The following is a 26,797-nucleotide window of genomic DNA, read 5'->3' as shown; positions in this document are numbered from 1 at the left end:
GGTCATGGCCGCGGGCGATCCTTGCGGCGAGGCTGGGCAGGACAGATGGGGAGCGCGGCAGAAGATGCAGGTAGAGGATCAGAGCGCGGTGATTGCCTTTCTGGCCGATCCGCGGAGCCATGACAGCGTCGCGCCGGTCGAGGTGGTGCAGACCCATATCTCGGTGATCTTCCTGGTGGGTGAGCGCGCCTTCAAGCTCAAGCGCGCGGTGCATCTGCCCTATGCCGATTTCTCCACCCCCGCGATCCGGCTCGCCGCCTGCGAGAAGGAGCTTGCGCTGAACCGTCCCGCCGCGCCTGAACTCTATCTCGGCGTGCGGCGGATCACGCGAGGGGCCGGCGGCCTGGCCTTCGATGGCGCGGGGGCGTTGATCGACGCGGTGGTCGAGATGACGCGTTTCGATCAGGACAGGCTGTTCGACCGGATGGCGCAGCGGGGCGAGCTGGAGGCTGGCATGATCCGCGCCCTGTCCTCTGAGATCGTCGCCGCCCATGCCCGGGCCGAGATCGCCGACGGGCAGGGCGGGGCCGCCAATATCGCCGGCGTGCTTGAGATCAACCGGGCGGGGTTCGGCGAAAGCACGGTGTTTTCGGCGGAGGAAGTGGCGGCGATCGACGATGCCTTTCGGCAACGGCTTGCCGCCCACGCCGCGCTGCTCGACGCGCGGGGCAAGGCGGGGCGGATCCGGCGCTGCCATGGCGATCTGCATCTGCGTAACATCTGCCTCTGGCAGGGGCAGCCGCGGCTGTTCGATTGCATCGACTTCAATGACCAATTGGCGACGATAGATGTGCTCTACGATCTGGCCTTCATGGCGATGGACCTTTGGCATCGGGGGCTCAGGGATTTCGCCAATCTGCTGGTGAACCACTATCTCGACCGCACGGGGGACGAGGGCGGCTTTGCCCTGCTGCCTTTCTTCATGGCGTTGCGGGCGGCGGTGCGGGCGCATGTGACCGCCACCCAGGCCGAGACGGCGGCGGCGGATCAGGCGGAGGCGGCGCGCGGCACGGCACGGGAGTATTACGATCTGGCGATGGAAATGCTGGCGCCGCAACCGGTGCGGCTGGTGGCGATCGGCGGGCTCAGCGGCAGCGGCAAGTCGACGGTGGCCGAGGCGTTGGCGCCCTTGATCGGGCCGGCCCCCGGCGCGCGGCTGATCGAAAGCGACCGGGCGCGCAAGGCGATGTTCGGCGTCTCGCCGGAGACCCGGCTGCCGGATGACGCCTATCGCCCCGAGGTCTCGGATCAGGTCTATGGCAGCATGGCGGCGCGCACCACGGCCTTGCTGCGCGCCGGCTGCCCGGTGCTGGCCGATGCGGTGTTCGATCGCGCCGACCGGCGCGCCGCCATCGCCCTGGCGGGGGCGGAGGTTGGCGCGCCCTTCACCGGCCTATGGCTCGATGTCGCGCCAGAGGTCTTGCGGCAAAGGGTGGCGGCGCGCCGGGGTGGCGTGTCGGACGCCACGGTGCAGATTTTGGAGACCCAGCTTGCCCGTGATCTGGGGCCGATGAATTGGTTGAAGGTCGATGGTGATCAGCCGGTCGACCGTGTGGTCGAGGTGATCCGGCGCCATCTGTGATCCGCCGCGCCGCGGCGATTGCAAGGGCGCGATCCGTGCCTATATCCAGATCGGGATCGACCCTCCCACGGGGGGAGGGATGAAGGACAAGGACCGATGGGGTATTTCAAGACTGCGCTTCTGATGGCCGCGATGACGGCGCTGTTCATGGGGCTGGGTTATCTGCTCGGCGGTTCGGGCGGCATGCTGATCGCGCTGATCTTCGCCGGCGGCATGAACGTCTTCACCTGGTGGAACTCCGACCGGATGGTGCTGCGGATGTACAACGCCCGGCTGGTCGGATCGGCCGATCGCAGCGGGCTCGCGCAACTGGTGGCGGGGCTGGCGCGCAACGCCGGCATCCCGATGCCCGCCGTCTATATCATCGAACAGCCGCAGCCCAACGCCTTCGCCACCGGGCGCAACCCGCAGAACGCCGCCGTGGCGGTGACGACCGGCCTGATGCAAAGCCTGTCGCGCGAGGAGCTGGCGGGGGTGATCGCCCATGAGCTGGCCCATATCCGCAACCATGACACTGCGATCATGACGGTGACCGCGACCTTCGCCGGGGCGATTTCGATGCTGGCGAACTTCGCGCTGTTCTTCGGCGGATCGCGCGAACGGATGGGCATTCTCGGCACGCTGGCGATGATGATCCTGGCGCCGCTGGCCGCCGGCCTGGTGCAGATGGCGATCAGCCGGACGCGGGAATATGCCGCCGACCGGGCCGGGGCGCAGATCTGCGGCAATCCGCTGTGGCTCGCCTCGGCGCTGGAGCGGATCGAGGCCGGTGCTGCCCGGATCGACAACATGGCGGCCGAGCGGAACCCGGCCACCGCGCATATGTTCATCATCAACCCGCTGCATGGGCAGGGGGCGGACAATCTGTTCTCCACCCACCCCTCGACCGCCAACCGTGTCGCCGCCCTGCGCCAGATGGCAGGCGCCGCCGGTCAATCCGCCCCGCGTCCGGCCCCGCGCAGCGCCACTGCGCCCTGGGGGGCGAGCGCCTCGGACAAATCTTCGCGCGGCCCCTGGGGGTAAGTGAGAGCCCCGCCGCCCGAGGGCGGCGGGATGCCGATCAGGCTTCCAGTTCTTTCGCCCGGTCGCGCAGGACGAATTTCTGGATCTTGCCGGTCGAGGTCTTGGGAAGCTCGCCGAAGACGACCGTTTTCGGTGCCTTGAAGTGGGCCATATGCTCGCGGCAGAAGGCGATGATCGTGGCGGCGTCGGCCTCCTGTCCCGGCTTCAAGGTGACGAAGGCACAGGGCGTTTCCCCCCATTTCTCATCGGGGCGGGCAACGACGGCGGCCTCGAGCACCGCCGGGTGACGATAGAGCACATCCTCAACTTCGACCGAAGAGATGTTCTCGCCGCCCGAGATGATGATGTCCTTCAGCCGGTCCTTCAGCTCGACATAGCCGTCGGCATGCATCACGCCCAGATCGCCGGAGGCGAACCAGCCGCCACGGAAGGCTTCGGCGGTGGCGGTCGGGTTCTTCAGATAGCCGCGCATCACGTTGTTGCCGCGCATGAAGATCTCGCCGATGGTCTGGCCGTCCGAAGGCACCGGTTCCAGCGTCTCCGGGTCGGCCACCATCAGTTCCGCCAGGGCGCCGTTCTTCACCCCCTGACGTGCCTTCAGCCGGGCGCGCTGATCGGCGGGCAGGCTGTCCCATTCCGATTTCCAGGCGCAGACCACGGCGGGGCCATAGACCTCGGTCAGACCATAGACATGGGTGACCTCGATCCCCATCGCCTCCATCGCCTGGATCACGGCGGCGGGCGGCGAGGCGCCGGCGGTCATCACCTGCACCTCGTGGTCGAAGGCCTTGAGCCCGGCATGTTGCACCAGCATGTTCAGGATGATCGGAGCGCCGCAGAAATGGGTGACAGTTTCGGTGGCGATCAGGTCGAAGATCGGCTCGGCCCGGACATGGCGCAGGCAGACGGCGGTGCCGGCATTGGCGGCAATCGCCCAGGGGAAACACCAGCCGTTGCAGTGGAACATCGGCAGCGTCCAGAGATAGACCGAATGGCGCGGCATGTGCCAGGATTGCAACTGCGCCAGCGCATTCAGATGGGCGCCGCGGTGGTGATAGACCACCCCCTTGGGGTTGCCCGTGGTCCCCGAGGTATAGTTGAGCGAAATCGCGTCCCATTCATGCGCCGGCGGCGCCCATTGGAAGTCACGCTCGCCCTCGGCCAGCAGCTCCTCATAGGTCAGCGCGCCGATGCGGCGGCCACCTTCCAGCGTCGCATCCTCGATATCGACCACCAGCCGCTCGGGCCCGTTCGACAGCTTCAGCGCAGCCTCGACCACATCGGCGAATTCGCCGTCGACCAGAACCACCTTGGCCTCGCCATGATCGAGGATGAAGGCGACCGCCTCGGCATCGAGCCGGGTGTTGATCGCGTTCAGCACGGCACCGGCCATGGGGATGCCGAAATGGGCTTCGAACATCTCGGGGATATTGGCGGCGATCACCGCGACGGTGTCGTTCTTGCCGATGCCGCGATGCATCAGCGCGCTGCCGAGCGCGCGTGTGCGGGCATAGGTTTCCGCCCAGGTGCGGCGTACCGGCCCGTGCACGACGGCGATCCGGTCGGGATAGACGGCCGCCGTCCGCTCGATAAAGCTGAGCGGGGTGAGCTGTTCGTAATTCGCCATGCAGGCGTCGAGATTCTGGTCGTAGATGGATGGTGTCACGGTCGTCCGCTCCTCCGCTTTCGTCGTCGTCCTCTGTCCGTTCCGCCCCGGTCGGTGCCCTCCGGCGGCGGACCTCGGGGGGACTATCGTGGAAACCCGGGGGAGTGTCGAGCACCCTCGCCGGTGGCGCAGGCGGGGCGGTATCGAGGACAGCTCTTGACCGGCGATGCGGCGCGGGTAAAGGACGATTGCGGGCAACTGAGCCCGTGTTTTTCCGTGACCTCGATGATCCCTGTTTCGATGTCTTCCGGCGATCTGATCGCAGATCGCCGTGCCGATTATGCCGAAGCGCTGTTGCCTGACGATCCCGCCGCGGCCTGTGAGCTTTATCTTCAAGCGCTCGATCTGGTGCCAGGCTGGGCGGCCGGCTGGTTCCGACTGGGCGAGATCCGCGCCGGGGCGGGGTTGCCGGCGGCGGCTGCCGCTTTCGAGGCGGCGCTTGCCACCGATCCGCAGGACCGATTGGGGGCGAGCCTGCAGCTCGACCTGCTGCGCGACCGCTCCTTGGCCGATACCATGCCTTCGGCCTTTGTCGAGACGCTGTTCGATCAATATGCGGCCGAGTTCGACGCGGCGCTGGTCGACAAGCTGGACTATCGCGCGCCGCAGTTTCTGAGCGAGGGGCTGGCGGCCCCCTTCGGCCGGGTGCTGGATCTGGGCTGTGGCACCGGGTTGATGGGGGTGGAGCTGCGCAGTGGCGCCGATTGGCTGGAGGGCTGGGATATCTCGGCCGAGATGCTGCGCGAGGCCGAGGCGAAAGCCATCTATGACCGGTTGGAGAAACGCGACCTGAGCGCGCTGGCGCCGGGGGCGGAGCAATGGGATCTGATCACCGCGGCGGATGTCTTTGCCTATCTGGGCGCTCTGGAGCGGATCGTCGGCTGGGTCGCCCAGGCGCTGCGTCCGGGCGGGCGGTTCGCCTTTACGGTCGAGGCGCACGAGGGGCAGGGCGCCTATGTGCTGCGGGAAAGCCGGCGCTATGCCCATGCGGCCGAGCCGCTGGCGGCGCTGCTTGATCACGCGGGCTTCGAGGTGCGGATGGATCGCCGGGTGCTGCGCCAGGATCGCGGCGCGCCGATCTGGGGGCTGGTGGTCCAGGCGGTCAAGCGACCGGCGGGGCGGGGCGATGACAGCCCCGAAGGCGAAAGCATCATGCTGCACGCTTGAGGCGGCGGGCCGAAGCGGCCCGCCACAAAGCTGCCGGAGGCCTGAGCCTCCGGTATGCGGGCGTTATTTCTTGCCCTGGATCTGGCGCACGTCGCGCACCGCGCCGCGGGCGGCCGAGGTGGTCAGCGCCGCATAGGCCTGCAGCGCGCTCGACACCTTGCGCTTGCGCTGTTCGTCCGGCTGCCAGCCCTTTTCCTCGCGCTTGGCGCGGCGTTCGGCCAGCACCGCATCCTCCACCGCCAGGTGGATCTTGCGGTTGGGGATGTCGATCTCGATGATATCGCCTTCCTCGACCAGGCCGATGGCGCCGCCTTCGGCCGCCTCGGGCGAGACGTGGCCGATCGACAGGCCCGACGAGCCGCCGGAGAACCGCCCGTCGGTGACCAGCGCGCAGCTTTTGCCCAGGCCCTTCGACTTGAGGTAGGAGGTCGGGTAGAGCATTTCCTGCATGCCGGGGCCGCCGCGCGGGCCTTCATAACGGATCAGCACCACGTCGCCCGGGTTGATCTTGCCGGTCAGGATGCCGTTCACCGCCGAATCCTGGCTTTCGAAGATGCGCGCGGGCCCCGAGAAGGTGAGGATCGAGTCATCCACGCCGGCGGTCTTCACGATGCAGCCATCCTCGGCGATATTGCCATAGAGCACGGCCAGACCGCCATCCTTGGAAAAGGCGTGGTCGGCGTCGCGGATCACGCCGTTTTCGCGGTCGAGATCGAGGGTGTCGAAGCGGCGCGATTGCGAGAAGGCGACCTCGGTCCGCACCCCGCCGGGGGCGGCACGGAAGAATTCGTGCACGCTGTCCGAATTGGTGCGGGTGATGTCCCAGCGATCCAGCGCATGGGCCAGGCTTTCGGCGTGGACCGATTTCACCGAAGTATCCAGCAGACCGGCGCGGTCAAGCTGGCCGAGGATCGACATGATGCCGCCGGCGCGGTGGACGTCTTCCATATGCACGTCGTTCTTGGCCGGGGCCACCTTGCACAGCACCGGAACCTGACGGCTGAGCGCGTCGATATCGGACATGTCGAAATCGACCTCGCCCTCGTTCGCGGCGGCCAGCAGGTGCAGCACCGTATTGGTCGACCCGCCCATCGCGATATCGAGCGACATGGCGTTCTTGAAGGCCGGCACCGTGGCGATGTTGCGCGGCAGCACGCTGGCGTCGTCCTGTTCGTAGTAACGCCGCGCCAGATCGACGATCAGGTGGCCGGCCTCGACAAAGAGCTTTTCGCGGTCGGCATGGGTGGCCAGCGTCGAGCCGTTGCCCGGCAGTGACAGGCCCAGAGCCTCGGTCAGGCAGTTCATCGAGTTGGCGGTGAACATGCCCGAGCACGAGCCGCAGGTGGGGCAGGCGGCCTGTTCGATCGCGGCGACATGTTCGTCGGAAAAGCTGTCATCGGCGGCGGCGACCATGGCGTCGACCAGGTCGAGCGCGGTTTCCTTGCCGTCCCAGACCACCTTGCCGGCCTCCATCGGCCCGCCGGAGACGAAGACGGCCGGGATGTTCAGCCGCATCGCCGCCATCAGCATGCCCGGGGTGATCTTGTCGCAGTTGGAGATGCAGACCATGGCGTCGGCGCAATGGGCGTTGACCATGTATTCCACGGAATCGGCGATGATCTCGCGCGAGGGCAGCGAATAGAGCATGCCGTCGTGGCCCATGGCGATACCGTCATCGACCGCGATGGTGTTGAATTCCTTGGCGACGCCGCCAGCCTTTTCGACCTCGCGCGCGACGAGCTGGCCCAGATCTTTCAGGTGGACGTGGCCGGGTACGAATTGGGTGAAGCTGTTGACGATGGCGATGATCGGCTTGCCGAAGTCGCCGTCCTTCATGCCGGTGGCGCGCCACAGTCCCCGGGCGCCCGCCATGTTGCGGCCGTGGGTACTGGTTCTCGAACGATATCTGGGCATCGAACCCTCCCTTTTGAATGAGTCGAGGCACCCTATACGCCTCGCTTCTGCGGGTGAAATATATTATTGTGCGTCAATTGGGTCTTTGGGGATATAAGTGGCATGGATGTTCGTCAGCTCAGGCATTTTGTTGCCGTGGCCGAGGCGCTGCATTTCGGACGTGCCGCCGCCCGGCTGGGGATGACCCAGCCGCCGCTGAGCCAGTCGATCCAGGCGCTGGAGCGCGAGCTGGGCGCGCCGCTGTTCGAACGGACCCGGCGCAGTGTGGCACTGACCGCCTTTGGCGCCGCCTGGCTGCCGCATGTGCGCGAGGCGCTCGACAGCGTGGCGGCGCTGGGGGGCATCGCCGAACAGATCCGGCTGGGCCATTCCGGGCGGCTGGAGCTGTCCTTCGTCAGCACCGCCGATTACAGCATCCTGCCGATGCTGGTGTCACGGTTTCGCGCGCTCTATCCGGAGGTCGAGATCGCCCTGACCGAGGCCACCAGCGACGTGCAGATCGCCGCCCTGCGCGAGGGGCGGGGGCATGTGGGCATCGTCATCCCGCAGGAGGATGCGGTGCTGCCGGCGGGGTTCGCCTATCGCAGGCTGGTGTCGGAGCCGTTGATCGCCGCGGTGCCGGAAAGCTGGATCGTGGAAGGCCGGCTGCGGGTCGAGGCCGGACGGCTGCCGCCCGAGGCGGTGATTTCCTCGCCCTTGATCGTCTTTCCCCGCCCGGCGGCGCCATCCTTCTATGACCTGGTCACCGGCTATTACGCGGCGCGCGGCGGCACTGCCCATGTGGTGCAGAACGCGGTGCAGATGCAGACCATCATCAGCCTGATCTCGGCCGGCATGGGGATCGCGCTGGTGCCGGCCTCGCTCAGGCATCTGGCGCGGTCGGGCGTGCGTTATCTGCCCCTGGCGGGCGAGGCGCCGCAGCTCGAGACCGGCATTGTCTGGCGCCGCGACGACGACACCCCGACGCTGGAGAATTTCCTTCGGATGGTGGAGAGCGTGCCGGTTCTTGCGCCAAACGCCTGACCGGGTGGCGCGGGCAGGTTCAGCGATGACTCGGGGGGCAGGTCATGTTAACCTTTATTGGCACGGAATTGAACATGTGCCCTTGTCGTCATTCGCACGGCGCTCAAGATCGGGCGGCCCGCCGTCCATGACTTTGTACTATCCGAATTTCATTCTCTGCCCGGGCTCGCCCGGGGCAGTGATCAGACATTAGATGCCGGTTCCGGCCGGCCGCCATGTCCGGAGGAACGTCTCATGGCACTCGCCAAGATTGGCAAGACCTTTACCATCGGCGCCACCGCCTCAACCCCCGCTTTTGCCGTCGACGGTGACGGCGGGCTGATTGCGATGGGCACCGCCAAATCCGTCTACATGAGCAGTGAGCTTACCCGATACGAGCGGGACGGCACGCAGATTTCCGTCGATGTCGAATATGCCGAGCATCAGAACAGCCATCCGTATTTCGTCGATACGGTGGTGCTGCCGAATGGCACGATCGTCGGGCTTTACGGGAACGAGCCGGTGTTCCGCCTGTTCGATGCCGACGGCGTGCCGCTGACCGATTTCGTCCAGGTGCCGACGGTCGAGGGCGGCACGGTCTCCTATCCCAGCAACTTTGCCATCTCGGTCAATCTTGAGACTGGTGGCTTTTCGGTTCTGGTGGGGCGGGATGCGCCGTTTTACAGCACTCAGGTGGTGGTGGACCCCGAAAGCCATTTCGGGACGCGGTCGCAACTGCACGATACCCGGGTGGTGGAATATGATTCCACCGGCGAGATGATCGGCGATCCCTATCTCGCCAATGAGGTGGAGGGGAACCCGGCCACGATCGCCGATGATCAGACCTCGGGCGGGTTCGCCACGCTGACCGACGGGCGGATCGTGGTGCCCTTCGTCGATACCTTCTACTATCCGGTCAAGGTGGGCACCAATTCCACTCTGATCGAGGGGCAGGGCGTCTCGTTCGCCGTCATCGATTCCGGGGTCAAGCAGGCCCATACTGCGGTCTATGTTCCGCCGGTGGTCACCTATCCCAACGGGGCGGTGCAATATGCCTCGAACGCGTCCTGGAGCATTCCGCCGGTGGCTGTGGCGACCTCGAATGGCGGTTTCGCGATTCTCTACAATCATCGCGTCGATGATGGTCTTCCCTATATCTGGTACGCCCAGTTCTATAACGAAGGCGGTCACAAGATCGGCAAGGCGATCGACCTGACCGCCACGGTCGGGGATACCGGCACCTCGGGCTTCCTGCCGGTGGCGGCGATGATGTCGGATGGCCGCATCGCGGTGGTGACCAGCGAGCAGATCAACCTGAACGCCCGTGACATCGTGCTGACCATTCTGGACCGGAACGGGGTTGTCGACACCTCGCACGTGCTGAGCGCCGGCTTCGCCCAGGGTGACACCGGCATCGACGATGTGCGGGTGGGGGTCGACAACACCATCTATATCACCATCGACAAGACTGTTTACCGCTATGGCCTGAGCGAAGACATGCTGCAGGCAGGCCGAGGCGGCGAGACGGTTGAAGGCACCCGCAAGGCCGATCTGATCATCGGCAGCGAAGCGGGAGACCTGCTGGAGGGTGGCAGGGGGCACGACCAGATCGAGGGCCACGGCGGGCGCGACACGCTGAAGGGCGCGGCGGGCAACGATATCCTGTTGGGCGGCGACGGGCGGGATCGGTTGGAGGGCGGCGGTGGCCATGATCGGCTGAACGGCGGTGAGGGCAACGACCGGCTGTTCGGTGGGCGGGGTGATGACATTCTGCTGGGTGGCCGCGGCAATGACCAGTTGCGGGGAGATGCGGGGGACGATCATTTCCTGTTCCATGTGGGAGATGGTGCCGACAAGATTCTCGATTTCGCCTCGGGCGATGTACTGGAATTGGATCGCGCGCTGTGGGACGGGGAGCTGACCCGGAAGATGGTGATCGCCGAATTCGCCAGCGTCACCAAGGCGGGTGTGCTGTTCGATTTCGGAGACGGAGATTCCGTTTTGCTGAAAGGGGTTACTGACCTGCACGGCCTGCGCGACGATCTGCTCCTCTTCTGATTCCGACCGCAGGTTGATCTTGGGAATCGTGTCAATCCGGGCGCATTGCGCCCGGATTTTTCATTTTTCGCTACGTCGCCTGTTGCTAAACTGAACGTCTCGGTTCAATTCACGCGGAGAGACGCGGGACTGAGACTCGCGTCCGGAATAATCTCAGGAGATGACAAGATGACCGCATCTTTCCGCACCGGCCTGTCGGCCGTAGCGCTGGCCGTAGGCCTGACCGGCCCGGCCCTTGCCGGCCCGACCTATGAAAACGCCTCAGGGGGGACTTTTACCTTCTACGGTCAGTTCGACCCGACCTGGATGTCGTTCGACGACGGCGTGAACACCTATAACGATCTGGTGGACAACACCAACTCGAACAGCCGTGTCGGCTTCTACCTGCGCCAGCCCTTCGGCGCCTACAAGTTCCAGTTCCAATTCGAAACGGCGCTGGGGCTGAAATCCTCCGCTTCGGTCACCCAGACCAGCGAGCCGAAAAACCTCAAGTGGGATCGGACCAAGCTGCGGCATGTCGACTTCAGCCTGGCCGGCGACTTCGGTAAGGTTTCGGTCGGTCAGGGCAGCATGGCGAGCGATGGCGCCTCGGGGAGCGACCTGTCGGGCACCACTTTGGTTGTGAGCCAGTCGCTGATCGACGCTGCTGGCGCCTATGAGCTGACCACCAGCGCCGGGGCTCTGTCGGGCATCACGCTGAATGATGCCTTCGCGAACTTCGACGGCGGTCGGAAAGGGCGTATCCGCTATGATACCCCGTCGCTGAGCGGTTTCGTGCTCTCGACCTCCTACGGGACCGAGATCCTGAAATCGAACGTCGATGACGACTATTACGACATCGCGCTGCGCTACCAGAACAAGTTCGGCGACTACAACATGGAAGGCTCCATGGCTGTGGCCTGGACCGACAAGGCCAGCGGTTCGGACATTCGCGATACCATCGCGTCGGTCTCGGTGGAGCATGCTTCGGGTCTGAACGGCACCCTGTCCTATGGCGACCGTGATACCAGCGGCAACTATTACTATGCCAAGCTCGGCTATCAGGCCAAGTTCTTCTCGGTCGGCACCACCTCGATGTCCGTGGACTATTACAGCGGGTCCGATCTGATCAGCAGCGGTTCTGAATCCGAATCCTGGGGTGTGGGCCTGGTGCAGAAATTCGACGACTACCATGTCGAAGCCTATGTCAGCTATCGCGACTACAGCTTCTCGGACAACAGCGGCACCTCGTACAACGATGCCAATCTGGTGCTGGTCGGCGCGCGCTGGAAATTCTGATCCAGGCATCTTTGCAATATGACCCTCGGCCCGCTGCATGCCGCGGCGGGCCGGGGCGTTTCGGCCCTTATGCCCGGGTTTTGGCGGTCAAAACCGCAATGGCCCTTGCGCAGCAAGGCCGGGGCACATAGAAGGCCACAAATTTGCTGTGCGCGCGGCTTTCGCGCGCTTTCGACTCTATGGGGAATAGGATGCAGGTCACCGAAACGCTGAACGAAGGGCTCAAGCGCGCCTACAAGCTGATGGTTACGGCGCAGGAGCTGGACGAGAAAGTGAACGAGAAGCTGCTCGAGGCCCAGCCGGACATCGAGATGAAGGGCTTCCGCAAGGGTAAGGTTCCGATGGCGCTGCTGAGAAAGCAGTTTGGCCAACGTCTGCTCGGCGAAGCCATGCAGGAAACCATCGACAGCGCGATGAACAAGCACTTCGAAGAGAGCGGCGATCGTCCGGCGTTCCAGCCCGAGGTCAAGATGACCAACGAGGACTGGAAAGAAGGCGACGATCTCGACGTCGAGATGAGCTATGAGCGTCTGCCCGACATCCCCGAGGTGGACCTGTCCTCGGTCAGCCTGGAGCGGATGGTCGTCAAGGCCGACGAGTCTGCTGTCGACGAGGCGCTGAAGAACCTGGCCGACGCGGCCAAGGACTACCAGGCCCGGGAAGAGGGCGCTGCCGCCGAGGATGGCGATCAGATTGTCTTCGACTTCGTCGGCAAGGTCGATGGCGAAGCCTTCGATGGCGGTTCGGCCGAAGATTACCCGCTGGTTCTGGGCTCGGGTCAGTTCATTCCTGGCTTCGAAGAGCAGCTGGTCGGCGTGAAGGCCGGTGAGGAAAAAGACGTCACCGTCACTTTCCCGGAAGAATATCAGGCGCCGCACCTGGCTGGCAAAGAGGCCGTCTTCACCTGCACCATCAAAGAGGTGAAGGCCCCCGCGGCTGCCGAGATCGACGACGAGCTGGCGAAGAAATTCGGCTCGGAAGATCTCGAGGCTCTGAAGGGCCAAATCCGCGAACGGCTGGAAGCCGAATACGCCGGTGCCGCCCGCGCCGTGCTGAAGCGCGACCTGCTGGACAAGCTGGACGCACTGGTCAGCTTCGAGTTGCCGGCAGGTCTGGTGGACGCTGAGGCCAACCAGATCGCCCATCAGCTCTATCACGAAGAGCATCCGGAAGATCACGGCCATGATCATGGCGCGATGGAACCCAACGACGAGCACAAGAAACTGGCCGAGCGCCGGGTTCGTCTGGGCCTGCTGCTGGCCGAGCTGGGTCAGAAGGCCGAAGTGAAGGTGACCGACGCCGAGATGACCCAGGCGATCATGAACCAGGCGCGTCAGTACCCGGGCCAGGAACGTCAGTTCTTTGAGTTCGTGCAGCAAAACGCGCAGATGCAGCAGCAGCTGCGGGCGCCGATCTTCGAAGACAAGGTGATCGACTATATCTGCGAACTCGCCAAGGTCGAGGACAAGGATGTCAGCAAGGACGAGCTGGAGAAAGCCGTCGAAGCGCTGGAAAACGACGAATAAGAGCGGATCGGAGCTTTCGATCCCCTTCTGGGCCGCCCCATCGGGCGGCCCTTTCTGTATCCGGCAGGTGCGCACACGAAAAAGGGCCGCCCCCACGAGCTGGCCCTTTTCCAAGTGGCGATTTAGTTCTGTCGTCAGTCGGTGGTTGAGGTCAGGGCCTTTTCCTGGCGGCGTTCCTGGCTGGCGCGAGTCAGCTGTTTCAGCGGCTCTGACGGTGCGACCCCCAATTTTTCGGAAAGCGCCTCGACCAGGGCGAGGGCGGCATCCATCTCTTCTTCGCTCTCGGCCTGGGTCACCTGCTCATAGCAATATTGCTGCAGCGCGTTGATGCTGTCCGTCTCGACATCGAGCCGCGGCCGGGCGGGCTTGCGGTTCTTGTCGAACAGCGTGCGTGCCGCCTCATCAGAGAGGAAGACGTCGTGGTCGATGCCGGCGAATTCGCGGATACCGTCGATCCGTTCGTCCGAGCAATCCATCAATGCCGCCATTGCGGTGACCACGCCCATCGGTTTCGGCGTGCCAAGATAATCATAAGGCGCGTTGCGCGACCGCTTCATCACCCGGTTCATCACCGGATCAATCACCGCCACCGCATCCAGAACCCCGGCTTCGCGCGCATATTCGAAGGCCCCCACCATCACCTCGCTCGTGACATAGGAAATCGAATTGCGCTTTTTGGTGCCCGTCAGCTTCTTGGTGTCGACGCAGAAGCGCGTTGCCTCCCAGATGCGCGAGCTGCGCAGCGGCGGCTCCCCATCCAGCAGGGCATAGAAGACATCCGCCAGCATGTGCGGCCCGGTGGTTTGAAGCAGACGCATGCAGCCCACGACATCGCCGTCTTCATCCAGGCACACCACATGGGTCGGATCGAGCGAATCGAATTCGTCGATCTCCTTGCCGTCGGTCACCCTGACGTCCCAGCCTAGCCGGCCTTCGAAGACCCGGGCCCTGAGACGATACATCTCGTCCAGGATGTCCGGGAACTTGTGTTTGTTCAATCCGTCAATCACGATAATCATGGTTTTCCCCTACCGCTACTCGTGTGTTTACGGATCGTTAGCTATAGTGGCGTCAATCTCCATTAGGGGATTCCCGTAAATCCCGGTTTTACGGGCAAGTTGACGTCAGGAAACGTCAGCTTCTCTGCCCAAATCTGGGCGAGAATTTTCTGATAAATCAGATATTTGTCTATTTTGACTGCGGCAAATCAGCCCAGAGGCGCGGCTCAGGCGGGAAAGATCAGGCCCAGACCGATGGCACGCCCGACCGCTTGCGCCGTGGTCAAGGCGCTCAGCTTTTCGCGGCCGGACCGCAGGTGAACCTCGACCGTGCGGTGCGAGATCGACAGGATGTCGCCGATGTCCTGCTGGCTCTTGCCGGCGGCGGTCCATTGCAGGATCTGCAATTCGCGGGTGGAGAGGGTGGGGCGGCGCAGCGCCGAATGCAGCACGCCCGTGCGCATCACGTTGTCATGCATGTGCACGGCCGCGAACTGCAGATCCCCGATCACCGCGCGTTTGAGCTTGATCCACTCCTCGTCAGAGCAGTCGCGGGTGACGCTGAGCAGGCCGCATTCGCCATAGGGGCCACGGACGGGGACGGTGATGCCGCGATTGGTGATGCCGAAATCACGGGCGTCATAGAAGACGGCGCGGAACTTCTCGTCATCGACGAAGCGGCTCCAGTCGACTGGCGCGATGCTGCGCACGCTTTGATAGATGGTCGGGTCGAAGCGGTGCATGCCCTGCTTCATATAGTGGAATTTCCACTGATCCGGGTAATTGGCATAGCCCTGCACATCGCCCGAAATCGGATGCGTGGTGGCGTAGGAGGCATAGTCGAATTCGAGATCTTCACACAACTCATTGAGGAAGTTCGTAAAATTGTCTTCCGCATCTGGAACTGCGCTGAGATCGATCAGATCCAATTCGATGTCTCCTTGTTTCCTGGACCGCGCGGACCCCGGAGGGGGGCGGCGGCTTAGCTGGCCAACCCCATATTCTTCTGCTTTGGGTTAATAACAAGTGAGCGCATGAAACTAAGAACCGCATTTCGTTGCGGTCCGGGCAGTTTGCGGAACAGTTCCATCATCAGGATGGCATCTTGATCCGACAGAAAGTCCATGTGGTCGACCGGGTTGTCGGTGGGGACCTCGCTGTCTTCGGCGGGGCGGATGCCCTCGAAGAAATAAAGCACGTCGACCCCGAGCTTTTCGGCGACCGCCCACAGGCGTGAGGCGCTGACGCGATTGGCGCCGGTTTCGTACTTCTGGATCTGCTGGAATTTCACCCCGATAGCCTCGCCCAGCTCGGTCTGGCTGATGCCGAGGGCATAGCGACGGGCCCGAATGCGCTGTCCCACGAGAACGTCAATCTTGTTCATACTTTTCACCTGCAGTCTTCGTTTGGCATGGGTCGATCCTGACAACAGGAAACAACATCATCGCCCCGATTGGTGGGAGCTGAGCCGGGAAACAGGGTCTGACGCGCATGATCCTGCCGCATGACAGCGGGCAAGACAATTGAAATCGCCTTAGAGTTGTCTGCTTTCTCCGGCGTCGGAGGTCGCCGGGGACAGATAGCTGCGGCAGCAATCAGATCTTTCCGATTTTATCCAGCAGGCCACGACGTTTGGCCTCGTAATAATAGCCGCTCGAATACCAGTTGATCGCCTTGTCATAGCTGCCGTCAGAGACGATCCAAGCACCGCGGAGGTATTTGACCGCGTATTTCAGGTTGATATCGGCATCCAGAAGCTGCTTGTCGCGGCCATGAAAGCCCACTCCCTGGGCTGTCCTCGGGTGGATTTGCATCAGGCCGAGATAGGGGCCATTGCGCGCGTCGGGGCGGTGGGTGCTTTCGCGCAGGACGATCTTCTGGACCAGCGGGCGGGGAACCTCGTAGTGGTCGGCCCATTTGTTGATCAGCTGGCGCAGCTCAGGCGTCTCGTTGGGATAGAGCGGCGGATCGTTCGGATCATTACGGCTGGAGCTGCTCATGCGCGGAGCGCAGGCGGCGGCAAGCAAGGGTGAGGCAAGCAGCATCAGAGCACGGCGGCGGGTGGTATGTGTCATCAGGCCATCCGAAGTGGTGAAATTTAAATTAGTATAGCGCGAAATCGTGGCATCAAGAAGGTAACCATATGTCATGGGCGGCACATTGCCGAGGAAATGCTGGGACAATGCCATTTCGTGGGTCGCCTTCGCCGGACACGAGGAATGAAAAGGGCCACGCGATCGCTCGCGTGGCCCGATATCTTGGCGTTGATCCGTGGGATCAGGAGGCGCTGTTTTCCGTCGCCGAAGCGGGGCCTTCGTCCTCGTCCGAAGCGGCACCGCCGAGATCGTCGAACAGTTCCGAGATCTCGAATTCAGCTTGCGCTTCTTCTTCGGCCGCCAGTTCCTGGATCGACTTGCCCGACGCCTGCAGCTCGGCCTCTTCGGGCGAGCGGGCGACGTTGACGGTGATCACGACGTCGACTTCCGGGTGCAGGCTGACATGCACGGCATGCAGGCCCAGTTCCTTGATCGGGGTCGGGATGACCACTTGCTTGCGGTCGATGGTGAAGCCGGCTGCGGTGGCCACGTCTGCGGCGTCACGCGGGGTGACCGAACCGTAGAGGTTGCCGCCGTCGGAGGCGGAGCGAATCACGACGAACTGTTGTCCGTTGAGCTTCACGGCCAGGGCCTCGGCTTCTTTCTTGGTTTCCAGGTTGCGCGCTTCAAGCTGGGCTTTCTGCGTTTCGAAAGCCGCGATATTGGCTTGCGAAGCGGTCAGCGCCTTGTGTTGCGGCAGCAGGTAGTTGCGGGCGTAGCCGGCCTTGACGTCGACGACATCGCCCATCTGACCAAGCTTGGCCACACGTTCCAGAAGGATAACTTGCATCTGCTTATCTCCTTACTTCACGGCGTAGGGCAGCAGGGCGAGGAAGCGGGCGCGCTTGATGGCACGGGCCAGTTCGCGCTGCTTCTTGGCCGAAACGGCGGTGATACGCGAGGGCACGATCTTGCCGCGTTCGCTGATATAGCGCTGCAGCAGCTTGGTGTCCTTGTAGTCGATCTTGGGTGCATTGTCGCCCGAGAAGGGGCAGACCTTGCGGCGGCGGAAAAACGGTTTAGCAGCCATGTCTTAGCGTCCTTTCTTCAGGCGTTGATCAGCGGCGTTCGCGACGCGGTTCGCGCTCGTCGCGCTTCTGCATCTGAACCGAGGGGCCTTCTTCGTGGGCGTCGACCTTGATGGTCAGGACGCGCATCACGTCGTCATGCAGACGCATCAGGCGTTCCATTTCCTGAATCGCTGCGGCGGGCGCGTCGGTCTTCAGGAAGGCATAGTGGCCCTTGCGGTTCTTGTTGATCTTGTAGGCCATCGTCTTGACGCCCCAGTACTCGCTGTCGACGATCTTGCCGCCGTTATCAGCCAGAATGGCGCCGAAGTGTTCGATAAGACCTTCAGCCTGCGCGTTGGAAAGATCCTGACGCGCGATCATGACATGCTCGTAGAGGGGCATGTAGACTCCTGTTTCTGTCAAGGCGCATTTCATAGGTGAGGCCATCTCCTTTCGCGGCCCCGCCACGAGAGACTGCGCGGTTTAGATAGTTTGCGAAAGGATGGCCTCCTATACAGGATTTCACCGCCTGGGCAACCCTTGCTTGAAAGCCCGGCGCCGGATGATTTGCAGCGCTCGCTGCGGCTGCCCGGCGAATGCCCGGGGGGTGCCGCATTAATGCCGCTTTTCGGCGCAGACTGATCCCAAGACCACAGAGGCGGCCCGATCGCCCATCGTCGTGGTCAGGAACGTGCCGGAAAGGGACCAGTCATGTCGAAGATCAAAGTCGCGGGACGCGGGGTCATGCGCCGGGCGCAGCGGGGCGGGGCGCTTGTGGTCGCCGTCTGGCATTGGCGCGGGCTTGGCGCGGTTCTCCTTCGCGGCCTCGGCAGTTTCCTGGTGGTGACCGCTGCGGCGATGTGGTTCCTGCCGGGCAGCCAGACCGATACCGATCTGGTGGTGATGAAGCTGGGGGTCTCGTTGTTCTTCCTGCTGAGTGGCATCGCGCTGATGACGCTCGCCGACGGGGTGCAGCGCCCCAGGGCCTGCTTCGATCCGATCCGGCGCGAGGTTCGGGTGCTGGCTCCCGGCGCCGAGGGGCGCCCCAGAACGGTGCTGCGGCGCAGTTATGAAAGCCTCGGGCGGGTGCAGTTCCAGCGCCACGGCGTCGCGCTCTATGATATGGAGGGGCGGTTGCTGCTGCGGCTGGGCCTGCAGGACGCTGATCAGCGCGCCGCGCTGCGCGAACAGCTTTCGCGACTTGTGAACATTTGCAACTGAATTTTCGGCGAGTGTTCGCCAACTCACAGATCCTGTTGGATTTTGCGGCCTTGTTTGCCGGCGCCGGCGCGTCATTTTGGGGCCATGCGCAACCGCACCATCCAATGGAGATGCTGAAGATGAAAACCACCCTTCTGGCCGCCGCTTTCGCGACCGTCGCCGCCACCGCCGCTTTCGCGGCGCCGGAGAAATACGTTCTCGACTCGGGGCACAGCCAGATCGTGTTCCATTACAACCACCTCGGTTTCTCGACCGGCTATGGCATGTTCGGGGGCTTCGAGGGCGAAATCATGTTCGATCAGGAAGATCCGGCGAAGTCGAGCGTCGAGGTGTCGATGCCGGTCAGCTCGATGATCACCGGTTGGCAGCCGCGCTATGAACATTTCATGTCGGCCGACTTCTTCGGCGCCAGCGACGACAAGACCGTCACCTTCAAATCCACCGGCATCGAAGTGACCGGCGAGAAAGAGGCGCTGATCACCGGCGATCTGACCCTGAATGGCGTCACCAAATCGGTGGTGCTGGACGCGGTGCTGAACCAGGCCGGCGACCATCCGATGGCGGGCAAACCCTGGGCCGGCTTCAGCGCCACCACCACGCTGATCCGCAGCGACTATAACCTGGGCATGTTCGCCCCCTATGTCGGCGACGAGGTGACTGTCGAAATCTCGATCGAGGCGATGAAGGCCGACAATTGATCTGACCTGATCCGTTTCGGAGCAGAGGTCTAAAGCGATAGACCGCCGGTCCCCGAGGAGGGGCCGGCGGTTTTTCCGTCTTGGGGTCTCGCTCTGGGCGGAGAAGGGCTGAGGGAGGGAGCGCATCGCGCGTCGGAGAGAGGGGGCGCTGCCCCCAACGGCCTTTGGCCGTTTCCCCCGGGATATTTGCCTCCAGGTCGAAGGGGGCGTTTATACCGGGGGCCGGAGTTACGAGGTGATCCGCCGCCTCGGCGGGCGGTGTCGCCAAGGCCGCCGCAGCTGTCTGCGACGGCCTCGGTGGAGATCAATGGCCGCGCGTGGCGGTCAGATTGACCTCGACTTTGACGCTGAAGCCCAGGGAGCTTTCGTTCGCCATGCTGGTGCCGATACCGAAGGCCATGCGGTCGAGCGTGGTTGAACCCTCCATCGTGGCGGTATCGCCGTCGAGCGCCAGGGTGAAGGGCAGCTCGATATCGACGGTCGCGCCCCTGAGGGTCAGCGGCCCCTTGGCGACGTATCCATCGGTGGTCTTTTCGATCTGGCCGGCGAAGGTTGCGGTCGGGAATTGCCCGGCGTCGAAGAAATCTGCTCCCAAGGCTTGCGTGGTGACCGACCCGAGGGTGAGCGAGCCGATGGCGACCTGAACGTCGACCTTGCCGGCCGGGCCGGGGGCGCTGGGGTCGTCGAAGGTGATCGCCGCGGTCCAGTCGGAGAAGCTGCCGGCGACCGGCTTGCCCATCTGCTGGACGGTGATGGCGAGGCTGCCGGTCTCGACGGTCCAATCAGAGGCGACCTCCGCCAGCCTGGCCGCCTGCGGCGCGCCCTCCGGCGGGGTCAGCATGCCGGTGGCCGCGCCGCCGCCAAGGGCTGCGATCCAGATGGCGACGGCGACAAGCGCCGGCAGCACCCCATGCTTGCCGGCGGGTGGTTGCGGGCCTTCGCCGAAGCCAGGAAGCATCCGTTGCAGGGTGAAATCGCGGTCGATGACGAAGTGCTTGAGCGCGCCGCCGATATGGGCCGCCAGGGCTCCGACCAGCACCCACATCAGGATGACATGCGCGCCGCCGGCGATGGCCGAGACCGTGGTGCTTTTCGGCACGAAGGGCAGCGATTGGCCGAAGGGCCAGAGGATCGGGGCAAATCCGGTGGTGGCGGCATGGTCGATCCAGCCGGTCAGCGGCACCAACACCAGAGAACCGTAGAGCAGCCAGTGGGCGATCTCGGCCGCGGTCGCCTCCAGCCGGTTTTCGGCGTTCAAGAGGCCCGGCTTCCTTTGGGTCAGCGCCCAGAGGATGCGCAGGAGCGCCACGAAGAAGATGGTCACGCCCACGGTCTTGTGCAGTGAGAACAGCAGCGCCGCGCGGGCGATTTCGGCATCACTGGCCGAAGCGGCGGGGTCGCGCACCTGCTCGGCCAGGTCGGCGGCGAACCAGCCCAGCGGCAGAACCGTGAAGATCAGCAGCGCGGTCAGCCAGTGGAAGGTCTTGGTCACGGCGCCGTAGCTGCGCGTGGTATTGGCGAGGGTCATAAAGCTCTCCTAGCAATTTGCCGTCAGGGTAGGGAGTGCGGGGATTCTAACAAGCCGCGCAAGGGCACAGGCTGGGCGCGCCATTGCACAGAGCGGGCGCGCAGTCTATTTCGATCGGCAAACTAGTCAGGAGGACCGGCATGAGCCGTGCATTCGTTTTCCCCGGACAGGGGGCGCAAACCATCGGCATGGGCCAGGCGCTGGCCGCCGCCTATCCGGCTGCGAAAGCCGTGTTCGACGAGGTGGACGAGGCCCTGGGCGAAAGCCTGAGCAGCCTGATCTGGGAGGGGGATATTGACACCCTGACCCTGACCCAGAACGCCCAGCCGGCGCTGATGGCGACCTCGCTGGCGGCGATGCGGGCGCTTGAGGCCGAGGGGATCACGATCGCGTCAGCTGCCTTTGTGGCTGGCCATTCGCTGGGCGAATATTCGGCGCTGGCGGCGGCGGGGGCGATTTCGGTCGCCGATACCGCGCGGCTGCTGCGCACCCGTGGCCAGGCGATGCAAAGCGCCGTGCCGGTGGGCGAGGGGGCGATGGCCGCGATCCTGGGTCTTGATCTGGAGGCGGTGCGTGCCGTGGCCGAGGACGCCGCCCAGGGCGAGGTCTGCCAGGCCGCCAATGACAACGATCCCACCCAGGTCGTCGTTTCCGGCACCAAGGCGGCGGTGGAACGTGCCGCCGCCATCGCCAAGGAGAGGGGCGCCAAGCGCGCCATCATGCTGCCGGTGAGCGCACCGTTCCATTGCGCGCTGATGCAGCCGGCCGCCGACGTGATGGCCGAGGCCCTGGCCGGGGTCGAGATCAAGGCGCCGGCGGTGCCGCTGATCGCCAATGTCCGCGCCGAGGCGGTGAGCGATCCCGATCTGATCCGGGCGCTGCTGGTCGAGCAGGTGACCGGTTCGGTCCGCTGGCGCGAGAGCGTGCTCTATATGGCCGCGCAAGGGGTGACCGAGGCCTGGGAGATCGGTGCCGGCAAGGCGCTGTCGGGGATGATCCGCAAGATCGACCGGGAGATCGCCTGCAAGGCGGTGGGCACGCCCGAGGATGTGAAGGCTCTGGTCGACAGCCTGGGCTGAGCGGTTGCCATCAAGCGCCAAGATTTTCGCGAAAATCTTGGCAAAAGTTTTTGAAAACTTTTGCGCCGCCGTGGGCGGCTGGGAGAGATGAGATGTTCGATTTGACGGGGAAGACGGCGCTGGTCACCGGCGCTTCGGGCGGCATCGGCGGGGCGATCGCCAAGGCGCTGCATGCGGCGGGGGCCACTGTGGCGCTGTCCGGCACGCGCGAGGCGCCGCTGCAGGAGCTGGCCGCCGAGCTGGGCGAGCGCGCCGTCGTGCTGCCCTGCAACCTGAGCGATCCGGCCGAGGTCGAGGCGCTGCCGAAGCGCGCCGCCGAGGCGATGGGCAGCGTCGACATTCTGGTCAACAATGCCGGGATCACCCGCGACAACCTGTTCATGCGGATGTCGGACGACGAATGGCAATCGGTGCTGGACGTCAACCTGACTGCGGCGATGAAGCTGAGCAAGGGCGTGATGCGCGGCATGATGAAGGCGCGTTGGGGGCGGATCATCAATATCTCCTCGATCGTCGGCGCCACCGGCAACCCGGGGCAGGCCAACTATGCCGCCGCCAAGGCTGGGCTGATCGGCATGTCGAAATCTCTGGCCTATGAGGTCGCCAGCCGGGGAATCACCGTCAACGCGGTGGCGCCGGGCTTTATCGCCACGCCGATGACCGACAAGCTGACCGACGATCAGAAGGCCAAGATCGACGCGCAGATCCCGGCGGGCCGGATGGGCCAGCCCGAGGAGATCGCGGCGGCGGTTCTTTACCTGGCCAGTCCCGAGGCCGCTTATGTGACAGGTGCGACCTTGCATGTGAACGGCGGGATGGCCATGCTTTAAGGGGCGGTTTTCGCCCGCGTGCGAAAGCGTTTGCCTCTGCGCCGGACTATGCTATAGCCGGCGAATATTCGGGGCGGCGCCCATGTCTGTGGGGCCGTCTGTCCATATCCCGGGCCACCGGGATCGAGCCGCCCGGACCGGGCATAAACCGAGAGCCATCCCGACCGGGTAAGGGCGAAACTGGGGCCTTAGGCCTCTATGGAATGAGGAAGAGACATGAGCGACGTCGCAGATCGCGTGAAGAAGATCGTTGTTGAGCATCTGGGTGTTGAAGAGGATAAAGTGACCGAGAATGCGTCGTTCATCGACGATCTGGGCGCTGACAGCCTCGACACCGTTGAGCTGGTGATGGCCTTCGAAGAAGAGTTCGGCATCGAGATCCCGGATGACGCGGCCGAGACCATCCAGACCTTCGGCGACGCGGTGAAATTCATCACCGAAGCCTCCTGATCTGACCTCGGATCGCTGGAATTCGAAAGGCGCTTTCCCAGACGGGAAGGCGCCTTTTTCTATGCTGCGACGGGGTTTTCACCGGTCGGGGCTTTTGTCCGGCCGGCGGCGCTGGCATCTTGCTGGGGCGATCCATGAGGGAGGGGCACGGCATGGCGGATTTGGCGGATATGTTCGGCGGAGGCGAGGCCACGCGGTTTCTGGGGCTGCCGGCGGGCGATCTTGAGGCGCTCGAGGCCGATATCGTGATCTTCGGCGCCGATTGCGCCACGCCTTACCCGTCGGTGGGCGCCTATTGCACCGGTGGGCCGGCGGCGATCCGGGCGGGGGCTGCGGCCTATTCCGGCAATCTGGGCAAGGTGAATTTTGACCTGCTGGGGCCGGTGCTGCCTGCCAGCGTGCGCGCGGTTGATGCTGGCGATCTGGCGGTCGATCCCGCTGACGGCGCCGGCAACCGGGCCGCCATCGCCGCCGCGACGCGGCAGATTCTGGCGGCTGGTGCGGTGCCGGTGCTGCTGGGGGGAGATGATTCTCTGCCGATCCCGCTGATCGAGGCGCTTGGCGATAGTGATGCGCCTTTGACCATTCTGCAGATCGACGCGCATATCGACTGGCGCGAGTCGGTCGAGGGGGAGCCCTTGGGTCTCAGTTCGACCATGCGACGGGCCAGCGAGATGGCGCATGTGGAGCGGATCATCCAGGTCGGTGCCCGTGGGGTCGGATCGGCCGGCATGACCGATCTGCAGGCGGCGCGCGACTGGGGTGTGCACCTGGTCCCGGCGCATCAGTTCGGCGATCCGCAGGCGGTGGCCGATCTGATCCCCGCGGGGGCGCGTGTGGCCATCTGCTTTGATTGCGACGCGCTCGACCCCTCGATCATGCCGGCGGTGATCGCACCGACGGCCGGCGGGCTGAGCTATGCGCAGGCGCTGGGGCTGATCCGGGCGGTGGCGGCGCGGGGGCGGATCGTCTCCTTCGATATGGTGGAGTTCATGGCTGCGCGCGATCGGGACGGCGAGGGGGCACGCACGGCGGCGCAGCTTCTGACCTCGGTCCTTGGTCTGATCGGCGGGCAGCGGTAGGCAATTGCGGGATTATGCCGTTTCTCTTGCCCCCGAGGGGGCGAGCGGGGTAAGAGCGGTTCTCGAACGAATTGAGGCAAGAGGGCTGTAGATGCGCAGAGTCGTTGTAACCGGGCTGGGATTGGTGACTCCCTTGGCGTGCGGGGTCGAAGAAACCTGGGCTCGGCTGCTGGCGGGGCAATCCGGCGCTGGACCGATCACTCGGTTCGATGCGGTGGCGAGCGGGGTGGCGACCACCTATGCTTGCGAAGTTCCGTTGGGTGACGGGAGCAACGGCACCTTCAACCCCGACGACTGGATGGCACCGAAGGAACGGCGCAAGGTCGATGATTTCATTCTGTACGGGATCGCCGCGGCCGATATGGCGGTGCGCGATTCCGGTTGGATGCCCGAAGACGAGGAAAGCCGCGAGCGCACCGGCGTGATGATCGGGTCGGGCATCGGCGGGTTGAACTCGATCGCGGAAACCGCCGTGCTGATCAAGGAGCGTGGCCCCCGCCGAGTGTCGCCCTTCTTTATCCCCGGGGCGCTGATCAACCTGATTTCGGGGCAGGTCAGCATCCGTTTCGGTTTCAAGGGCCCGAACCATGCGGTGGTGACCGCCTGTTCGACCGGGGCGCATGCCATCGGTGACGCCACCCGGCTGATCAAATACGGCGATGCCGATGTGATGATCGCCGGTGGTGCCGAGGCCGCGATCAGCGAGATCGGGATCGCCGGCTTCAACGCCTGCAAGGCGCTGTCGACCAAATTCGGCGATAACCCGCAGGCGGCCAGCCGCCCCTATGACACCGATCGCGACGGCTTCGTGATGGGCGAGGGCGCCGGCATCGTGGTGCTTGAGGAATACGAACACGCCAAGGCGCGTGGCGCCAAGATCTATGCCGAGGTGCTGGGCTATGGCCTGTCGGGCGATGCCTATCACATCACCGCCCCGTCGGAGGATGGCAACGGCGCCGAACGGTCGATGCGATCGGCGCTGAAGCACGCGGGGCTGGAGCCGGGCGATATTGATTACATCAACGCGCATGGCACCTCGACCATGGCCGACACCATCGAGCTGGGCGCGGTGGAGCGCCTGCTGGGCAATGCGGCGGCCAAGGTTACCATGTCGTCCACCAAGTCGATGACCGGACACCTGTTGGGCGCTGCCGGCGCGATCGAGGCGATCTTCTCGATCCTGGCGATCCGTGATCAGGTGGCGCCGCCGACCATCAACCTGGACAATCCGGCGGTGGAAACGCCCGTCGATCTGGCCCCGAACCAGAAGCGTGAGCGCGAGATCAAGATCGCGCTGTCGAACAGCTTTGGTTTCGGTGGCACCAACGCGAGCGTGCTGTTCGGAAAGCCTGAATAAATGTGGCGCAGCCTGGCATCCAACATGCTGACGGTTCTGGCCGTCGTATTGTTCCTTCTGGCGGGGCTGATCCTCTGGGGTCAACGGGAATATGTCGCGGAAGGGCCGCTGGATCACGCGGTCTGCGTGAGGGTTGCCAGTGGCTCGACCATGAGCAAGGTCAGCCGCAATCTGGTGGATCAGGGCGCCATCAGCAGCGGCACAGTGTTCCGGCTGGGCGCGCAATATTCCGAGAAGAACAGCCAATTGAAGGCCGGCAACTTTCTGGTGCCGCCGCGTGCCTCGATGGAGGGGATCGTCGATGCGATCACTCGCGGCGGCGCCAGCACCTGCGGCGCCGAAGTGGTCTATCGCATCGGTGTGACCCGCAGCCGGGCCGAGCTGCGCGAGCTTGATCCCGACACGATGACCGAGGTGGAACTGGCGAAGTTCGATCTGGGAACCAGTGACGAGGTGCCTGCGGTTTTCGCCGAGAAGACGGCCGGGGCAGACACCAGTTTCCGTATCGCGGTGGCCGAAGGGGTGACCAACTGGCAGGTGGTCGAGGCGCTGAAGGCGATTGACGTGTTGAGCGGCGAGATTACCGATGTCCCCGCCGAAGGCATGCTCGCCCCGCACAGCTATGAGATCACCCGTGGCACCGAGCGCGAGGCGCTGCTGGGGCAGATGCAGGCCTTGCAGCAGAAGCGGATCGACGAGGTCTGGGCCAAGCGACAGGAAGGTCTGCCTTTCAGCACGCCGGAGCAGATGCTGGTTCTCGCCTCGATCATCGAGAAGGAGACCGGGGTGCCGGACGAGCGCGGCGCGGTTGCCAGCGTCTTTGTCAACCGGCTGAAGGCGGGCATGCGGCTGCAGACCGACCCGACGGTGATCTATGGTCTGACCAAGGGCGCAGGCGTTCTTGGGCGCGGACTGCGGCAAAGTGAGCTTCGACGTGTAACGCCCTGGAATACTTACGTGATCGAAGGGCTTCCGCCGACCCCGATCGCCAATCCCGGATTGGCGAGCCTGGAGGCCGCAGTGGACCCGGCGGTGACCGATTATGTGTTCTTCGTTGCCGATGGGACCGGCGGCCATGTGTTCTCCTCGACCTTGGAAGACCATAACCGCAATGTCGCCAAATGGCGCCAGATCGAAGCGGATCGCGCCAAGCAAAGCGAGTGATCGCCCAAGTTCCCAAAGGGAGCGGATTGGGGATTTATTAAGAGGACCGCGCGGTTAGCCGCCGGTCC

At 64.2% G+C, this 26,797-nt stretch carries 25 protein-coding genes; 15 read left to right on the top strand and 10 right to left on the bottom strand.

The genetic code is table 11. The annotated features are described in order from the left end of the window. Positions 1 to 64 precede the first annotated feature (64 nt). Complete coding sequence (locus ACN0V4_RS12750) at positions 65 to 1,582, top strand: AAA family ATPase (protein ID WP_417676631.1); 1,518 nt, start codon at positions 65 to 67, stop codon at positions 1,580 to 1,582. Between the two features lie 96 nt (positions 1,583 to 1,678). Then, positions 1,679 to 2,605: a zinc metalloprotease HtpX gene (htpX, locus tag ACN0V4_RS12745; protein WP_417676629.1), complete on the top strand. Its 927-nt coding sequence runs from the start codon at positions 1,679 to 1,681 to the stop codon at positions 2,603 to 2,605. A 37-nt stretch (positions 2,606 to 2,642) separates the two neighbouring features. Here the strand turns inward: htpX and ACN0V4_RS12740 are convergent, their stop codons facing one another. After that, positions 2,643 to 4,271 carry an acyl-CoA synthetase gene (locus tag ACN0V4_RS12740; RefSeq protein WP_417676627.1) on the bottom strand — a complete coding sequence of 543 codons (1,629 nt, stop codon included), beginning with the start codon at positions 4,269 to 4,271 and terminating at the stop codon, positions 2,643 to 2,645. A gap of 156 nt (positions 4,272 to 4,427) precedes the next feature. Between ACN0V4_RS12740 and ACN0V4_RS12735 the strand changes: the two genes are divergently transcribed. Further along, positions 4,428 to 5,438: a class I SAM-dependent DNA methyltransferase gene (locus ACN0V4_RS12735; RefSeq protein ID WP_417676626.1), complete on the top strand. Its 1,011-nt coding sequence runs from the start codon at positions 4,428 to 4,430 to the stop codon at positions 5,436 to 5,438. Between the two features lie 63 nt (positions 5,439 to 5,501). Here the strand turns inward: ACN0V4_RS12735 and ilvD are convergent, their stop codons facing one another. Beyond that, entirely contained in the window at positions 5,502 to 7,352 is a 1,851-nt protein-coding gene (gene ilvD, locus ACN0V4_RS12730) for a dihydroxy-acid dehydratase (RefSeq protein WP_417676624.1), read from the bottom strand. A 102-nt stretch (positions 7,353 to 7,454) separates the two neighbouring features. Here ilvD and ACN0V4_RS12725 point away from each other — a divergent pair, with 102 nt between their 5' ends. The 4 genes from ACN0V4_RS12725 to tig all read left to right on the top strand — a co-directional run bounded on the left by ACN0V4_RS12725 (position 7,455) and on the right by tig (position 13,216). Continuing rightward, complete coding sequence (locus tag ACN0V4_RS12725; RefSeq protein ID WP_417676622.1) at positions 7,455 to 8,375, top strand: LysR family transcriptional regulator; 921 nt, start codon at positions 7,455 to 7,457, stop codon at positions 8,373 to 8,375. 234 nt (positions 8,376 to 8,609) lie between these two features. Next, a complete protein-coding gene (locus ACN0V4_RS12720; RefSeq protein ID WP_417676620.1) occupies positions 8,610 to 10,412 on the top strand; it encodes a calcium-binding protein in 1,803 nt (600 codons plus the stop codon). Positions 10,413 to 10,580: 168 nt separating this feature from the next. Continuing rightward, positions 10,581 to 11,690 (top strand): porin, encoded by a 1,110-nt coding sequence (locus ACN0V4_RS12715; protein ID WP_417676618.1) that lies wholly within the window; start codon positions 10,581 to 10,583, stop codon positions 11,688 to 11,690. A gap of 191 nt (positions 11,691 to 11,881) precedes the next feature. Continuing rightward, positions 11,882 to 13,216, top strand: a complete 1,335-nt coding sequence (tig, locus tag ACN0V4_RS12710) for a trigger factor (RefSeq protein WP_417676616.1) — start codon at positions 11,882 to 11,884, stop codon at positions 13,214 to 13,216. A gap of 134 nt (positions 13,217 to 13,350) precedes the next feature. On the opposite strand, the gene ACN0V4_RS12705 is transcribed toward tig, so the two are convergent. From ACN0V4_RS12705 to rpsF, 7 genes are all read right to left on the bottom strand, one after another. Continuing rightward, complete coding sequence (locus tag ACN0V4_RS12705) at positions 13,351 to 14,235, bottom strand: acyl-homoserine-lactone synthase (RefSeq protein WP_417676614.1); 885 nt, start codon at positions 14,233 to 14,235, stop codon at positions 13,351 to 13,353. Between the two features lie 206 nt (positions 14,236 to 14,441). Next, positions 14,442 to 15,143, bottom strand: coding sequence for a helix-turn-helix transcriptional regulator (locus ACN0V4_RS12700; RefSeq protein ID WP_417676612.1), 702 nt, complete (start codon positions 15,141 to 15,143; stop codon positions 14,442 to 14,444). 53 nt (positions 15,144 to 15,196) lie between these two features. Continuing rightward, positions 15,197 to 15,598 (bottom strand): helix-turn-helix domain-containing protein, encoded by a 402-nt coding sequence (locus ACN0V4_RS12695; protein WP_417676610.1) that lies wholly within the window; start codon positions 15,596 to 15,598, stop codon positions 15,197 to 15,199. 211 nt (positions 15,599 to 15,809) lie between these two features. Next, a complete protein-coding gene (locus ACN0V4_RS12690; protein ID WP_417676608.1) occupies positions 15,810 to 16,403 on the bottom strand; it encodes a transglycosylase SLT domain-containing protein in 594 nt (197 codons plus the stop codon). 88 nt (positions 16,404 to 16,491) lie between these two features. After that, a complete protein-coding gene (rplI, locus tag ACN0V4_RS12685) occupies positions 16,492 to 17,100 on the bottom strand; it encodes a 50S ribosomal protein L9 (protein ID WP_417676606.1) in 609 nt (202 codons plus the stop codon). A 12-nt stretch (positions 17,101 to 17,112) separates the two neighbouring features. Further along, positions 17,113 to 17,340: a 30S ribosomal protein S18 gene (rpsR, locus tag ACN0V4_RS12680; protein WP_008328567.1), complete on the bottom strand. Its 228-nt coding sequence runs from the start codon at positions 17,338 to 17,340 to the stop codon at positions 17,113 to 17,115. Positions 17,341 to 17,368: 28 nt separating this feature from the next. Beyond that, a complete protein-coding gene (rpsF, locus tag ACN0V4_RS12675) occupies positions 17,369 to 17,722 on the bottom strand; it encodes a 30S ribosomal protein S6 (RefSeq protein WP_417676603.1) in 354 nt (117 codons plus the stop codon). A 309-nt stretch (positions 17,723 to 18,031) separates the two neighbouring features. On the opposite strand from rpsF, the gene ACN0V4_RS12670 reads away from it, so the two are divergent. Both ACN0V4_RS12670 and ACN0V4_RS12665 read left to right on the top strand, forming a co-directional pair. Then, the gene (locus tag ACN0V4_RS12670; RefSeq protein ID WP_417676601.1) at positions 18,032 to 18,541 is read left to right on the top strand and encodes a hypothetical protein; all 510 of its coding nucleotides are present in this window, start codon (positions 18,032 to 18,034) and stop codon (positions 18,539 to 18,541) included. Positions 18,542 to 18,660: 119 nt separating this feature from the next. After that, positions 18,661 to 19,239 (top strand): YceI family protein, encoded by a 579-nt coding sequence (locus ACN0V4_RS12665; protein ID WP_417676599.1) that lies wholly within the window; start codon positions 18,661 to 18,663, stop codon positions 19,237 to 19,239. 304 nt (positions 19,240 to 19,543) lie between these two features. Here ACN0V4_RS12665 and ACN0V4_RS12660 read toward each other — a convergent pair whose 3' ends face one another. After that, the gene (locus tag ACN0V4_RS12660) at positions 19,544 to 20,767 is read right to left on the bottom strand and encodes a cytochrome b/b6 domain-containing protein (protein ID WP_417676597.1); all 1,224 of its coding nucleotides are present in this window, start codon (positions 20,765 to 20,767) and stop codon (positions 19,544 to 19,546) included. A gap of 140 nt (positions 20,768 to 20,907) precedes the next feature. Between ACN0V4_RS12660 and fabD the strand changes: the two genes are divergently transcribed. The 6 genes from fabD (at position 20,908) to mltG (ending at position 26,729) form a co-directional block, all read left to right on the top strand. Beyond that, positions 20,908 to 21,846 (top strand): ACP S-malonyltransferase, encoded by a 939-nt coding sequence (gene fabD, locus ACN0V4_RS12655; RefSeq protein WP_417676595.1) that lies wholly within the window; start codon positions 20,908 to 20,910, stop codon positions 21,844 to 21,846. Between the two features lie 92 nt (positions 21,847 to 21,938). Beyond that, entirely contained in the window at positions 21,939 to 22,676 is a 738-nt protein-coding gene (gene fabG, locus ACN0V4_RS12650) for a 3-oxoacyl-ACP reductase FabG (RefSeq protein WP_417676593.1), read from the top strand. Positions 22,677 to 22,892: 216 nt separating this feature from the next. Continuing rightward, positions 22,893 to 23,126 (top strand): acyl carrier protein, encoded by a 234-nt coding sequence (locus ACN0V4_RS12645; RefSeq protein ID WP_028091986.1) that lies wholly within the window; start codon positions 22,893 to 22,895, stop codon positions 23,124 to 23,126. A 152-nt stretch (positions 23,127 to 23,278) separates the two neighbouring features. Then, positions 23,279 to 24,208, top strand: coding sequence for an arginase family protein (locus ACN0V4_RS12640; RefSeq protein ID WP_417676591.1), 930 nt, complete (start codon positions 23,279 to 23,281; stop codon positions 24,206 to 24,208). Positions 24,209 to 24,299: 91 nt separating this feature from the next. Next, entirely contained in the window at positions 24,300 to 25,565 is a 1,266-nt protein-coding gene (gene fabF, locus ACN0V4_RS12635; RefSeq protein WP_417676589.1) for a beta-ketoacyl-ACP synthase II, read from the top strand. Next, positions 25,566 to 26,729 (top strand): endolytic transglycosylase MltG, encoded by a 1,164-nt coding sequence (mltG, locus tag ACN0V4_RS12630; RefSeq protein WP_417676587.1) that lies wholly within the window; start codon positions 25,566 to 25,568, stop codon positions 26,727 to 26,729. It abuts the gene before it with no gap. The last annotated feature ends 68 nt before the right edge of the window (positions 26,730 to 26,797 follow it).

Source organism: Pseudodonghicola sp., assembly GCF_048268305.1.
Taxonomy (GTDB): domain Bacteria; phylum Pseudomonadota; class Alphaproteobacteria; order Rhodobacterales; family Rhodobacteraceae; genus Pseudodonghicola.
This window is presented reverse-complemented; position numbering and strand designations above follow the sequence as displayed.

Excerpts from the sequence above, each read along its gene's own strand:
- ACN0V4_RS12645 (WP_028091986.1), top strand. The coding sequence starts at position 22,893 with ATGAGCGACGTCGCAGATCGCGTGAAGAAGATCGTTGTTGAGCATCTG.
- ACN0V4_RS12690 (WP_417676608.1), bottom strand. The coding sequence starts at position 16,403 with ATGGCATTGTCCCAGCATTTCCTCGGCAATGTGCCGCCCATGACATAT.
- rplI (WP_417676606.1), bottom strand. The coding sequence starts at position 17,100 with ATGCAAGTTATCCTTCTGGAACGTGTGGCCAAGCTTGGTCAGATGGGC.
- ACN0V4_RS12715 (WP_417676618.1), top strand. The coding sequence starts at position 10,581 with ATGACCGCATCTTTCCGCACCGGCCTGTCGGCCGTAGCGCTGGCCGTA.
- rpsR (WP_008328567.1), bottom strand. The coding sequence starts at position 17,340 with ATGGCTGCTAAACCGTTTTTCCGCCGCCGCAAGGTCTGCCCCTTCTCG.
- ACN0V4_RS12695 (WP_417676610.1), bottom strand. The coding sequence starts at position 15,598 with ATGAACAAGATTGACGTTCTCGTGGGACAGCGCATTCGGGCCCGTCGC.
- ACN0V4_RS12665 (WP_417676599.1), top strand. The coding sequence starts at position 18,661 with ATGAAAACCACCCTTCTGGCCGCCGCTTTCGCGACCGTCGCCGCCACC.
- htpX (WP_417676629.1), top strand. The coding sequence starts at position 1,679 with ATGGGGTATTTCAAGACTGCGCTTCTGATGGCCGCGATGACGGCGCTG.
- fabD (WP_417676595.1), top strand. The coding sequence starts at position 20,908 with ATGAGCCGTGCATTCGTTTTCCCCGGACAGGGGGCGCAAACCATCGGC.
- ACN0V4_RS12720 (WP_417676620.1), top strand. The coding sequence starts at position 8,610 with ATGGCACTCGCCAAGATTGGCAAGACCTTTACCATCGGCGCCACCGCC.
- tig (WP_417676616.1), top strand. The coding sequence starts at position 11,882 with ATGCAGGTCACCGAAACGCTGAACGAAGGGCTCAAGCGCGCCTACAAG.
- ilvD (WP_417676624.1), bottom strand. The coding sequence starts at position 7,352 with ATGCCCAGATATCGTTCGAGAACCAGTACCCACGGCCGCAACATGGCG.
- fabF (WP_417676589.1), top strand. The coding sequence starts at position 24,300 with ATGCGCAGAGTCGTTGTAACCGGGCTGGGATTGGTGACTCCCTTGGCG.
- ACN0V4_RS12750 (WP_417676631.1), top strand. The coding sequence starts at position 65 with ATGCAGGTAGAGGATCAGAGCGCGGTGATTGCCTTTCTGGCCGATCCG.
- ACN0V4_RS12640 (WP_417676591.1), top strand. The coding sequence starts at position 23,279 with ATGGCGGATTTGGCGGATATGTTCGGCGGAGGCGAGGCCACGCGGTTT.
- fabG (WP_417676593.1), top strand. The coding sequence starts at position 21,939 with ATGTTCGATTTGACGGGGAAGACGGCGCTGGTCACCGGCGCTTCGGGC.
- ACN0V4_RS12670 (WP_417676601.1), top strand. The coding sequence starts at position 18,032 with ATGTCGAAGATCAAAGTCGCGGGACGCGGGGTCATGCGCCGGGCGCAG.
- mltG (WP_417676587.1), top strand. The coding sequence starts at position 25,566 with ATGTGGCGCAGCCTGGCATCCAACATGCTGACGGTTCTGGCCGTCGTA.
- rpsF (WP_417676603.1), bottom strand. The coding sequence starts at position 17,722 with ATGCCCCTCTACGAGCATGTCATGATCGCGCGTCAGGATCTTTCCAAC.
- ACN0V4_RS12705 (WP_417676614.1), bottom strand. The coding sequence starts at position 14,235 with ATGATTATCGTGATTGACGGATTGAACAAACACAAGTTCCCGGACATC.
- ACN0V4_RS12660 (WP_417676597.1), bottom strand. The coding sequence starts at position 20,767 with ATGACCCTCGCCAATACCACGCGCAGCTACGGCGCCGTGACCAAGACC.
- ACN0V4_RS12725 (WP_417676622.1), top strand. The coding sequence starts at position 7,455 with ATGGATGTTCGTCAGCTCAGGCATTTTGTTGCCGTGGCCGAGGCGCTG.